8 protein-coding genes are annotated in these 12,880 nt (G+C 44.9%); all 8 read left to right on the top strand.

Annotation, left to right across the window (positions count from 1 at the left end; all coding sequences use genetic code 11):
- Positions 1 to 101: 101 nt before the first annotated feature.
- Complete coding sequence (locus tag QQL36_RS01140; RefSeq protein WP_143708976.1) at positions 102 to 3,770, top strand: PKD domain-containing protein; 3,669 nt, start codon at positions 102 to 104, stop codon at positions 3,768 to 3,770.
- Between the two features lie 5 nt (positions 3,771 to 3,775).
- A complete protein-coding gene (locus QQL36_RS01135; RefSeq protein ID WP_083726333.1) occupies positions 3,776 to 4,798 on the top strand; it encodes a PorP/SprF family type IX secretion system membrane protein in 1,023 nt (340 codons plus the stop codon).
- A 140-nt stretch (positions 4,799 to 4,938) separates the two neighbouring features.
- The gene (locus QQL36_RS01130) at positions 4,939 to 5,514 is read left to right on the top strand and encodes a hypothetical protein (protein ID WP_143708975.1); all 576 of its coding nucleotides are present in this window, start codon (positions 4,939 to 4,941) and stop codon (positions 5,512 to 5,514) included.
- Between the two features lie 845 nt (positions 5,515 to 6,359).
- Positions 6,360 to 7,058 (top strand): TIGR00730 family Rossman fold protein, encoded by a 699-nt coding sequence (locus tag QQL36_RS01125; RefSeq protein WP_083726297.1) that lies wholly within the window; start codon positions 6,360 to 6,362, stop codon positions 7,056 to 7,058.
- 51 nt (positions 7,059 to 7,109) lie between these two features.
- Positions 7,110 to 7,754 carry an O-methyltransferase gene (locus tag QQL36_RS01120; protein WP_321568628.1) on the top strand — a complete coding sequence of 215 codons (645 nt, stop codon included), beginning with the start codon at positions 7,110 to 7,112 and terminating at the stop codon, positions 7,752 to 7,754.
- Positions 7,755 to 7,818: 64 nt separating this feature from the next.
- Complete coding sequence (locus QQL36_RS01115) at positions 7,819 to 9,864, top strand: glucosaminidase domain-containing protein (protein WP_321568627.1); 2,046 nt, start codon at positions 7,819 to 7,821, stop codon at positions 9,862 to 9,864.
- 22 nt (positions 9,865 to 9,886) lie between these two features.
- On the top strand, positions 9,887 to 10,429 hold the full coding sequence (hpt, locus tag QQL36_RS01110; RefSeq protein ID WP_083726291.1) for a hypoxanthine phosphoribosyltransferase: 543 nt from the start codon (positions 9,887 to 9,889) through the stop codon (positions 10,427 to 10,429).
- Positions 10,430 to 10,725: 296 nt separating this feature from the next.
- Entirely contained in the window at positions 10,726 to 12,696 is a 1,971-nt protein-coding gene (locus QQL36_RS01105; RefSeq protein WP_321568626.1) for a YfbK domain-containing protein, read from the top strand.
- Positions 12,697 to 12,880 lie beyond the last annotated feature (184 nt).

Genomic DNA, 12,880 nt, shown 5'->3' with positions numbered 1-12,880 from the left:
GTACCGACGTCTGCGTTAAAGCTTAGAGACATTGATCAGAAACAAAATACTCCTTATCCATTGATATCCCAGTGGATAAAAACAAGAAATATACAATACGGATGAAATGTAGTTTCCCTATAGGCTGCTTAGCTTTTATAATTTCGCTTTTTGTAGGCGAACGTGTAATGGCACAGACGGCGACAGCGCAGGAAATGTATTATAGCAGAGCCCTGCAATTCACAGAGAATAAAGGGCAATGGACAGGCGATTTCCTATACAAAGCAGATATGGGTGGTGGCGCCGTATTCCTGAAGCGCACCAGTTTTATGTTCTTATTACAGAACAAAGACGACATGTTTGCACTGGCTGAAAAAATGCACGGTCATGCCCGCACCAACGATACCACGTGGCAATTCGTTCCGGGTACAGTGACCACCAGCACCAGCTCTGTATCCCGTTCTTCATCCTCTTCCACCAGCAATACTTCCGATTCCCTCCCTGTGATCAGAAGCCATGCTTACGAAGTGACCTTCTTAAATGCCAACAATCCTGAGATCTCCGCAGATAAAGCAGCAGACAGCTACTCCAATTACCTGATCGGAAATGATAAGTCTAAATGGGCCTCTCATGTAAAATCTTATGGATTGGTCAATTACAAATCACTGTACACCGGTATTGATATGCAGGTGTATTCAGATGCAGGTGTTTTGAAATATGACCTGATTGTACAACCCGGTGCAGATCCATCACAGGTACAGTTACAATATTCCGGCGCCAATAAAGTGGAAGTGAAGAAAGGAAACCTGATCATCACTACCTCAGTAGGTACGGTGACAGAACAGATGCCGCTGGCTTATCAGTATATCGACAACGAACGTGTAACAGTAAAAGTATCCTACTCCCTGAGTGGCGATAAACTGAAATATAAAGTTAGCGGTGATTACAACAAGGCATATCCGCTCATCATTGATCCGAGTTATATCTTCTCTACCGTATCCGGTTCTACAGCTGACAACTGGGGCTTTACCGCTACCTACGATGGTGCGGGTAATTTTTATGGAGGCGGTATCGTGTTCGGCACAGGTTATCCTGTTACTACCGGTGCTTTTCAGACACAGTACAACCACAGTGGTACATTCGATATCGGCATCAGTAAATTCAGTTCCAATGGCCGTCAGTTAATTTATGCCACATATCTTGGTGGTAGCGGCAAGGAACAACCACATAGCTTATTCGTAGATGCAAATAATAACCTCGTTATATCAGGCAGAACGACCTCAACCGACTATCCTTATTCCAAATTGATTGGTACACAGGGTGGCTGGGATATCGTCGTGACAAAACTGAATGCAGATGGTTCAGCTTATATCGGTTCTTTGATGATTGGGTCCTCTTCTGATGATGGGGTGAATATTCGTGAAGACAGAACGCAGGGTTCAAGTTTACTACTCCGCAACTATGGCGATGATGCACGTAGTGAAGTGGTGATTGACGATGCCGGTTATATCTACGTAGCCAGCTGTACCCGCGGTAGTAATTTTCCGGTGACAACAGGCGTACTCCAACCCACTTTTGGTGGTAAACAGGATGGCGTGATTATGAAATTGAATCCTACCTGTACAGATATGGTATGGGCTACATTTATAGGTGGCAGCAATGAAGATGCAGCATTTGTATTAGCATTGAATGGCACCAGCAGTCTGTATGTAGCAGGGGGTACTGCCAGTACCGATTTTCCTATCAAAGGAAGTACACTTTATACATCCTACAAAGGTGGTGCATGTGATGGCTGGATAGCACACATCACAACAGACGGTAAGACCATCACGCAAAGTACCTACATGGGTGCTTCTACTGCCGCTGCCGATCAGGTATATGGCATACAGATGGATGACAAAGGTTTTGTGTACATCATGGGTACAACAGAAGGCACCTGGCCGGTGGTACAACCTACAGGTACGACCTCTTTCTACAATGATAATTCCAGGCAGTTCATTGCAAAACTGCAACCTGACTTGTCTGCATTTGTATACAGTACCACATTTGGTAAATCCGCTTCCACGCCTAGTATTTCGCCGGTAGCCTTTCTGGTAGATCGTTGCGAGAATGTGTATGTATCCGGATGGGGTGGTGGTATTGATGTGAGTCTGCGTTATCCTAACTCGAATACGAGTGGAATGCCGATCAAAAATCCATTGCAACGTACCACGGATAGTCAGGATTTTTACTTCTTCGTGTTGCAAAAAGATGCAACGGATATCCTCTTTGGTAGCTACTTTGGAGGAAATGGTACATACGAACACGTGGATGGTGGTACCAGCCGTTTCGACAGAAATGGGGTGATCTACCAGGGTATTTGTGCATGGTGTGGAACAGGTACCAGCTACAGGCCAAGGTACCCCACTACACCCGGAGCATATGCTACGACAGCACCACCTGATGATAAGTGTAACCTGGGTTGTTTGAAGATTGCATTCAATCTCGATGGGGTAAGAGCAGGTATCAAAACAGAAGATAGAAAAACAAATTATTGTGTGCCCGCCACCATAACATTCATAGATACAACGGGTACAAGTGCAGTGACCTGGACTTGGAACTTTGGTGATGGAACAACCGTTACCGGTACTGATGATACAGTGACACATACTTACAATAATTCAGGGAACTATACAGTGACCCTGATCAAATGTGATCCGGCCAGTTGTAATGGTTGTGATACGTCTACACTGGAACTGCGTATCAGAACAGACGAAGCGGTATTCGACATGACAGCGGCCAGACAACCACCATGTGAATCGCTGAGTTACCTTTTTGACCTGGTGAGCACACCACCCAAACCTTATCAGAGCAATTCATTCACATTGAATTTTGGTGATGGTACTGCACCAGTGACAGTAGGCCCATCAGACTTCCCATATGCACATTCATTTGCTGCAGAAGGTGTGTACAATGTAACGCTGACACTCGTAGATACAAACTATTGTAATGCCCCGGATGTAGATACAGTGACACTGCGCGTAGCGGCAAATGTGAAAGCATCGTTCATTGTGGCAGACAGTAGTTGTGTACCTGCAACACTGGACTTTAATAACACAACATCTGGTGGTGAAACATTTACCTGGGACTTTGGTGATGGCGGTACATCGACAGATGTAAATCCAACACACACTTATTATACAGCAGGTGAGTATACCATCAGTCTGCATGTGGTAGATAACAACACCTGTAACAAGGAGGATGATACCACCGTTACAATACATGTATTCGATGCACCAACAGCGGACTTTACATATTCGCCGGTGACACCGATAGAGAATACACCGGTTACATTTACGAATCAATCTTCTGCAGATGCGATCAGTTTCGACTGGGAATATGGAGATGGCAATGGTTCTACAACAACGAACCCGGTGTATCAGTATAATTCAACAGGCGTGTATGATGTATCACTGATAGCTGTAAATGCAGCAGGATGTAAGGATACAGCTGTGAAGCAGGTAAGTGCGATCGTGATACCATTGTTCGATATTCCTTCCGCTTTCTCTCCGAATGGAGATGGGGTGAATGATGTGTTCCTTGTGAAAGGATTTGGTATCTCTAAGTTCAACATGAAAATTTATAACCGCGTAGGCCGGTTGGTATTCGAAACGAATGATGCGAATATTGGCTGGAACGGGGTATACGCTGGATCTATTCAGCCAATGGATGCCTATGCCTTTGTCATCAATGTACAGTTCAATGATGGCACTTCGGCGACAAAGAACGGTAGTGTAACCTTGTTAAGATGACGTACATGAAGCAGTTTGTAAAATTTATCGCGGGTTGTATAATGCTGTTGGGAACAGCATTACAGGGAAATGCACAGGACATGCATTTCTCGCAGTACTTCAATGCACCATTGCTGACTAACCCGGCCAATACAGGTTTTATACCCGATGGTAACTACCGGTTGGGAGTTACTTACCGCGATCAGTGGGCGAGTATACCTGTCCCCTATAGAACCATGTCTGCATTTGGCGATTTTCAGTTGTTTCGCGACAAGCTGGAATATGGCTGGGTAGGCGTGGGAGGTGTGCTGTTGCGTGATGTAGCAGGTTCGGGCAATCTGACTTCTACAAAGGCGTATGCGTCTGTCGCATATCACCAGTTGTTGGGCCAGAGTAGTTTGTTGTCATTAGGGTTTAATGTGGGTAGTGCAAACAAGAGAGTGGATGTAACCAAACTGACATTTGGCGATCAGTGGAATGGAAAATTCTTTGATGCCCAGGTGCCGACATCAGAGCCTTTCAGTGCAACGAGTGTGACTTACTATGATATGCAGGTGGGTATGAACTATGCATATTTCCCAACAGAAAATATTTACATCAATGCAGGTGTATCCGCACAGCATGTGAATAAGCCACGTGAGACTTTTTATGAAGGCAATACCATCATTCCAAGGCTCTATACAGGTTTTATCAATGCCAGCATAAAGATGAGTGATAAGGTGATTATTAACCCTTCGGCTTATTATGCAAGACAGGCGGGATCGAATGAGGTAGTGATGGGTGGTCACCTGGCGTATAATCTTTCAGAGCATGGGGAGACACAGTTGTATGGTGGGGCGTATTATCGGGTAAAAGATGCGGCAGTATTGCTGGTGGGATATCAGTTGAAAGGAGTGAAGATGATGTTTAGTTACGATGCAACGATGTCGTCGCTTGCTGCTGCAAATAGCCACAGGGGCGCTTATGAGATAGGGATTGTATATACAGGATTGTATACGAACAGGTCATTTAGCAATGCAAAACGCATGACGATTTGTCCTAGTTTCTAATGATATTTTAATGTTGAAAAACCGTTTTTACCACAGGTAAAAGCGGTTTTTTCATTATATCCAAATGCAGTAACTTGCTGCTTATCACCATCGTTAAACTATTGGTGGTTTCAACAATCAAATAATACTCAAAGTATACTATGAAACGATTATTATTTTGCTTATTCCTGTTAGTTACCGTGCAACTTACGCAGGCACAGTACTACAAAACAGACACCGCAAGAAAGAAAGAATTCGACGCATCCCGTCTTATGATTGGTGGGTCAGTAGGTCTTGCTTTTGGGGATTATACCAATATTGATTTTTCTCCATTGATAGGTCTGCGTATTAATCAAATGTTTGCAGCAGGTGTGGCACTCAATGCACAGTACGGTTCGGAGCGCTTCCGTTACTATGATGGTACCACCTCTCAGCGTAACCAGTATTCAATATTAGGTGGCGGGCTCTGGGGGCGTTTTTATCCTTTTGATTTCATGTTTATCCATATACAGCCTGAATATAACTTTATCAATGTAAAGACAACGCTGTATGATCCAAAGGAGACGTATTCAGATCATTATGGGGTACCGAGTTTGCTGATGGGTGGAGGTTATGTACAACCGATCAGTGACAAGGCGGCTATCAATATCATGGCATTGTATGATGTAATACAGGATAGCAGATCACCTTATTCGAATGGATTGATCCTGCGGGTAGGAGCTACGTTAGGGTTGTAATCCTATTAAATTCGTAAGAAGGGCTGACTGGTTTTCTGGTTGGCCTTTTTTTATTTCCCTTTACCAGCTGTATTTTAGCGTAGATAAATTGTAGGATTGACACGGTTATTTAATTTGTTATCACAGCTGTCATGATTATTTCAGCGTCATAATTGTTTTTATGGGTTATTATCAGTAATTTTTGTAGAAATTGGCCTTCCACGTTGCCTGGCCAAAAGGATAAACCACGTTAGGATGAAGGCATTGTACTGTACACAAAGCTGCTGCGGCAGAGAGCATATTATTATTTGAGGAAAAACCCGAAGTGACCAGCACCTGTGCTGTTTTTTGTTATGCTATATACTTAGTGATTGTGTCAATCCAGCATAAAGATATTTAAGGTAGTGCGGTAGGCCTTATGGCTGCTGCATGTTCATAACGTGTTAAATGTTAAGCGGGTTTCTTTCAAGTTACCTGCTTCCTTAAGCTTATTGTTATTATAGTTCAAATGGAATTAACTATTTAGGGTAATATAAGGCCCCTTTCCTCCTCTTTCTCTTCAGTCCTTTAGATTAAAAAATGCTTCTTCCTGCTCCTGGAATCAGCCTGAGGATTGTCTCTTCTTTTCTCTTCAGTCCTTTAGATTCAAAAACGCCTCTTCCTGCTCCTGGAATCAGCCTGAGGATTGTCTCTTCCTTTCTCTTCAGTCCCTTAGATTCAAAAACGCCTCTTCTATGCTGCCGCAGGCCAATTCCCCTTATTCATATTACTCATATGAGAAAAACCCACTTTTAGCCTGTCCCATATCACACCCCTAATCCCAAATTCTCCGTATTTTAGCTTATATAAAAAAATCCATAGCTATAATGAACGATCGTTTAATGAATTTGAAAGAAAGGGACTGGACAGAAACCAAAGCACATTCCAGCTGGCAGATTTTTAAGATCATGGCCGAATTCGTAGAAGGCTTCGAGGCCATGGCCAAAATGGGTCCTTGCATCTCCATTTTCGGTTCTGCCAGAACCAAGCCTGGCAATAAATATTACGAACTCGCCCACGAAATAGGCCGTCGCCTGGCCGACGAAGGTTTCGGTATCATCACCGGCGGTGGCCCCGGCGTTATGGAAGCTGCCAACCGCGGTGCCCAGGAAGCAAAGGGTAAATCAGTAGGTGCAAACATCACCCTGCCACACGAGCAGTTCCCCAATCCATACGTAGACCACGACAAAAACCTCCATTTCGACTACTTCTTTATTCGTAAAGTCATGTTTACTAAGTACTCCCAGGGCTTTATCATGATGCCAGGTGGTTTCGGTACCATGGATGAATTCTTTGAAGTAGCCACCCTCATCCAGACCAAGAAGATGACAGAAACGCCGATGGTACTGGTAGGCAAGGAATATTGGAGTGGCTTGCTGGAATGGATCCGCACCACCATGATGGAAAAGGAAAGCAATATAGCTCCTGAAGACCTGGGACTCTTAAAGTTATTCGATACTGCTGACGAGGTAGTAGAGTATTTTAGGGTATTCTACACCACCAACAAGCTGCGGCCGAACTTCTAAAACCGCATTCCTTCCCGGTATTTTCTGTAGGTTTGCAAAAATTAAGCGTAAATGGATATAATTCCAACCAACGTGGAAGCGTTTGCAGAGAAGTACACCACCCCGGAAAGCGAGGTGTTGCGACAGTTGAACAGGGAAACAAATCTGAAGGTAGAGCAGCCACATATGCTGAGTGGTCACCTGCAGGGGCAGTTCCTTAGCCTGGTTAGCCATATGCTGCGCCCGGAAAGGATATTGGAACTAGGGACATATACAGGATATTCCGCCATTTGCCTGGCGCAGGGCCTCACGCCTACAGGTGTATTGCATACGATAGACATTAACGAAGAAAGGGAAGATATGTGCCTGCGTTACTTTGAGAAAGCAGGCCTTTCAGATAAGATCAAAATGCATATTGGCAAAGCAGCGGATATTATTGCGCAGTTTGACGAGGTATTTGATCTGGTATTTATTGATGCAGACAAAGTCGGGTATGAGAAATATTATGATCTCGTGTGGGAAAAATTACGTCCCGGCGGGATCATTTTAGCAGATAATGTGATGTTTCATGGAGAGACTTTGCTGGAGAGTTCACAGCAGAGCAATAACGCGAAGGCGATGTTAAGGTTTTGTGAAAAAGTGGCTGCAGATGGGCGTTCCGAACAGTTATTGCTCACCCTGAGAGACGGATTGCTGATGATCAGGAAAAAGAGTTGAGGCAAATTCACCAACACGCAGAAAACGCAGTTAAAACAAAGACTAACCCATTAAATTCATATACATGCAACTAAGGAGAGCCTTTTTCACGGTCAGTTTTCTAATTGGCTGCATGCCACTGGTGAAAGCGCAGACCACGTCGACACCGCAGTACATTGCGATGTATAAGGATATCGCGATCGATGAAATGAAGCGGAGTGGAATTCCTGCTTCCATCACCCTTGCACAGGGGGTCCTGGAAACACAGTCAGGTAATAGCTGGCTGGTACAGAATTCCAATAATCACTTTGGTATCAAATGTAAAAACAACTGGACAGGCGCTACCGTGAATTATGATGACGACGCCCGCCAGGAATGCTTTCGCAAATACACCACAGCTGCTGATTCTTACAAGGATCACTCTGACTTCCTGAAGAATAACCCACGCTATAGTTTTCTCTTCTCCTTTCAGCTGGAAGATTATAAATCATGGGCATATGGTTTAAAACAGGCGGGTTATGCAACAAGCAAAACATATCCTCAGCAGCTGATTAAGGTTATTGAAGATTATAACTTACAGCAATATACAAAGGAAGGAGAGGGCCTGTTACCAAGGTCTACGCCATCAACTTCCGCTTCCACCACCACAAAACCTTCCACCACTACTACCGGAAAAGGCAATACAGCAACTGCTGATAAGCCTATTCCAACTGGCATATTTGAAATCAATGGTCGTAAAGTAATTTATGCACAGGCAGGTACTGCATTGATTCAATTAGCGAGTGAAAAGGATGTGAAGCTGCGTAATCTCGTGAAGTATAATGACCTGGAAAATGATGATCCTTTGCCAAAGAGTAATTATATCTTTTTGGAGAAAAAAGGGAAGTCAGGAAAGAATGATTTTCACGTAGTGAAACAGGGTGAAACCATGTACGATATTTCTCAGGCAGAAGGTATACAGTTACGTTGGTTACGCCGTCGTAACAAAATGAAGGAAGGTGAGGAGCCGGCAGCAGGCCAGAAACTGGCGCTGCAGGGATTTGCAAGCGTAAAACCTGAACTGGCGAAGAATGCACCGGTAGAAGATCCGACAGAAGGAGATCTGAATCCAAAGGAGATAGTGGATGATGTGAAGACAGAAATGGAACGTCAGCAACAGTTGGCGCAACAGCAACAGGTACAGCAACAACAGGCACAATCACAACAGCAGGTGAATAAATTGCCTGATGGGATGGTGGATGATTTGAAGAAGATAGGAGAGGTGACACCTGCTGGTACAAGCACTTCTGCAAAGCCTGCGGCAACAGCCACTAAAACAACACCAACTTATAATCCGGCACCGGCTGCAACTGGTACAGTTACAGCAACAGCGCCAACAGCTCCTGTAGTAAATGCATCTGCAAGCGTAGGTACATCCGCCTCTGCACCAACTGCCCAGGCATCAACACCTACCTACAATCCGGCACCGCCAGTAACAACAGGTACAGGTACAGTTACAGCTACAGCGCCAACAGCTCCTGTAGTAAATGCATCTGCAAGTGTAGGTACATCCGCGGCTGCACCAACTGCTCAGGCATCAACACCTACCTACAATCCGGCACCACCGGTAACAACAGGTACGGTTACTGCTACAGCGCCAACAGCTCCTTTAGTAAATGCATCTGCAAGTGTAGGAACATCCGCCGCTGCACCAACTGCTCAGGCATCAACACCTACCTACAATCCGGCACCACCGGTAGCAACAGGTACGGTTACTGCTACAGCTCCAGCAGCTCCTGTAGCAAATGCACCCGCTACTACACCAGCACCAACACCACCGGTAGCAACAGGTACGGTTACCGCTACTACAGCAGCACCATCACCGGCTACACCAACAGAGGCACCAGCCACGCAGTCACCTGCTCAGCCAGTAGCCACCACACCCAATGCCCCACCTCCTCCTACATCCAACGGATTACCTGAGGGAACTATTCAGGTAGGTAATTTGTTGTACCACGACGTCACTTCCAAAGAAACTTTATATGGCATAGCCAAACGCTATAACGTAACCGTAGAGCAGTTACGGGAATGGAATCATCTGGAAGCCTACGACATTAAAATCGGTCAAAGGCTTTTAGTAGGAAAAATTTAAACAATCGTAAATAAGGAAACACATGTCTGTTATACAGGTTCATGACAAGCAATTCACACCCTACATCAACGCAGATAAGCTGCAGGCGCGTATTCAGGAACTGGCAGCTGCTATCAGCAACGACCTGAAAGGTGAGAAACCATTATTCATTGCCATCCTCAACGGCTCCTTTATGTTTGCCGCTGATATTTTTAAATACCTGACCATAGAAGCGGAGATCTCGTTTATCAAACTCGCTTCTTACAAAGGCATGAAGTCGACTGGAAATGTAGTGCAGGCGATTGGTCTGGATGAAGATCTGTTTGGCCGTACGGTAGTGATCCTGGAGGATATTGTGGATACAGGAAAGACATTGAGTCAGTTCCTCCCACAGTTAGAACATCAGCAACCAAAGAGACTGTTGGTGACTTCTCTGCTTACTAAACCAGAAGCGATGAAGTACCCGATCAAGATTGATTATTTAGGTTTTAGTGTGCCTAACAAGTTCCTCCTTGGTTATGGTTTAGACTATGATGGATTAGGAAGGAATTTACCGGAAATTTATCAGTTAGTAGAACAGGCTTAAGGCAATTCAAAGGAGCAGAATTCCTTCAGCAATAACAGGCTTTAGATAATCCAAAGGAGCAGAATTCCTCTCAGTTAGAACAGGCTTAAGGCAATTCAAAGAAACACATTCCTTGCAGCAGAAAAGTCCCCCTCTCCAGGCATCAGCCTAAAAAGAGAAAGCTTCCATGCTGCCGCAGGTCACCTTCGAGGACATCCCTCCATCTGGTGTCAGTCAAATAATAAAGCAAAAATCTCTTCTGCCTAAAAAGCAGAAGAGATTTTTGCTTATATTACACTAACTGATGCAAAACCCACATGGTAAAGCTTCTCATGCTGCTCGCCAGCCTGCTACTCCTTGTACCTGCGAATGCACAGAAAATTTACATCACCGGGGCCGTAGAGGACAGTATTTCACACAATCCCTTACCCGGTGTATTAATCTCAGTGATCAATGATACCGTAAAAGTCGCTACCAATCAGTACGGTCTTTTTCGGATTGCGGTGCCTTCTCAGGACGCTATACTACTCTTTCAACTGGACAAATACCGTCCTAAAAGAATTCCTATAGGTGTGTACAACCGCATCCTCGTTCAACTCGACGCCCTCGACAACCCCCAGGACGCCATCGCCAAAGCCAAAGCCATTGCCCGCAACCGCTCTTCCAGCGGTTCCAACCCAAACTATGGCAACACCAGCATGGGCACCCGTGTCTTCTTCGATGAAACCTACGGCGCCCTCTACGAAAATCAATTCATGAAAACCCTCATCCGCAGCCATTCTACTTTCGCTGTAGATGTAGACAGAGCTGCCTATAGCAATATCCGCCGTTTCATCCACCTCAAAGAAAAGATTCCTGTCGATGCCGTACGCATTGAAGAAATGCTCAACTATTTCAACTACCATTATCCTCCTCCGAAAAAAGGTCAGACCCTCGCCCTCTACAGCAGTTACGCCACCTGCCCCTGGAAACCTGAACACCGGTTACTGCAAATTGTGGTAAGGGGTGAAGTCATGGATACAGATAGTCTGCCTCCCAGCAATCTCGTATTCCTGATTGATGCCTCCGGCTCAATGGCTCCCGCCAATAAACTACCATTACTACAAGCTGCCTTCCGCATCCTTGTCAATAACTTAAGAAAGAACGACCATGTCGCCATCGTTGCTTACGCTGGTGCCCCAGGCATCATTTTGCCAAGTACCCCTGGCGATCAGAAAGATAAAATCCTCAATGCTATAGACAACCTCAGTGCTGGTGGCGCCACTGCCGGCGAAGCGGCTATCAAACTCGCTTACCAGCTGGCACAGGACAACTTTATTAAAGATGGCAACAATCGCGTCATCATGGCTACTGATGGGGATTTCAATGTAGGTCAGACCAGCGATCTGGATATGGAACAACTCATTGTCAGCAAAAAGGAGAGTGGGGTACTGCTCACCTGCCTGGGTTTCGGCATGCGTGATTATAAAGATAGCAAACTCCAAACCCTATCCAGTAAAGGCAACGGCAACTTTGCCTATATCGACAACCTGGAAGAAGCCAGTAAAATTTTCGCTAAGGAATTTGGGGGTACCTTGTTCACTGTTGCCAAAGATGTACAGGCAGAAGTTTACTTCAACCCTGCTATGGTCAAGTCTTACCGCCTGATTGGATATGAAAATAAAGTGATCAGCAATGCAGATACAACTGGTGGGCGTGTTTCCGGAGGGATTGTGGGTGCAGGGCATTGTGCGATTGCGATGTATGAAATAGTGCCAGGTACTGAACTTCGCAATCTATCTGGCAGTGAAGGTCACTTTCTCACTGGCAGTAAAGAAGGGCAATCCCTTCCCGGTACGAAAGAAGGCCAATCCCTTCCCAATACTGAAGACCTCTCTCTCCCTGGCTCTAAAGAAAGCCAATCTCTTCCCAATCCCGAAACTCACTCCTTCCCCAATTCCGGCACCCACCCCAGTCCCGACACCGATGCCGTATTTAACTCCCACGACACCCTATTAGCCCAAATCCGAATCAACTACCAACTCCCCACAGACTCCTCCTCCCACACCATCTGGCACCAGATACACAATTTCTGTATAGACTTCCAGGATGCAGACGTCGATTTCCGTTTTGCAACCTCCGTTGCATTATGTGGCATGCTTTTAAGACATTCTGCTTATAAAGGAGATGGAGATAGCAAAATGGTATTAGAAATTGCAAAAACAGCATTGGGAGACGATCCGGGTAATTACAGAAAAGAATTTATCAAGCTGGTAAAAGACCTGAAAAAAAATAAAAGCATCAATTAGTATTATTATTCTAGGGATATATACTTGATTTATAGTCAATTAATACGCAATATGAATAGGGGAATTCTTGCCTCAACTGTTATTTATTGTTAAAAGTTTACCTTGCTAATTAAACTTTGCATTATTTGTGCATCTAACCTTTCGTCAATTCAACCTATTGTGTAAGAACTAAAACTTGGGAAAC

Origin of the sequence: Chitinophaga sp. LS1, from assembly GCF_034274695.1 — a bacterium.
Classification (GTDB): Bacteria; Bacteroidota; Bacteroidia; order Chitinophagales; family Chitinophagaceae; genus Chitinophaga.
This window is presented reverse-complemented; position numbering and strand designations above follow the sequence as displayed.

Coding starts and splice junctions, on each gene's coding strand:
- QQL36_RS01115 (WP_321568627.1), top strand. CDS start 7,819: ATGCAACTAAGGAGAGCCTTTTTCACGGTCAGTTTTCTAATTGGCTGC.
- hpt (WP_083726291.1), top strand. CDS start 9,887: ATGTCTGTTATACAGGTTCATGACAAGCAATTCACACCCTACATCAAC.
- QQL36_RS01140 (WP_143708976.1), top strand. CDS start 102: ATGAAATGTAGTTTCCCTATAGGCTGCTTAGCTTTTATAATTTCGCTT.
- QQL36_RS01125 (WP_083726297.1), top strand. CDS start 6,360: ATGAACGATCGTTTAATGAATTTGAAAGAAAGGGACTGGACAGAAACC.
- QQL36_RS01135 (WP_083726333.1), top strand. CDS start 3,776: ATGAAGCAGTTTGTAAAATTTATCGCGGGTTGTATAATGCTGTTGGGA.
- QQL36_RS01130 (WP_143708975.1), top strand. CDS start 4,939: ATGAAACGATTATTATTTTGCTTATTCCTGTTAGTTACCGTGCAACTT.
- QQL36_RS01105 (WP_321568626.1), top strand. CDS start 10,726: ATGGTAAAGCTTCTCATGCTGCTCGCCAGCCTGCTACTCCTTGTACCT.
- QQL36_RS01120 (WP_321568628.1), top strand. CDS start 7,110: ATGGATATAATTCCAACCAACGTGGAAGCGTTTGCAGAGAAGTACACC.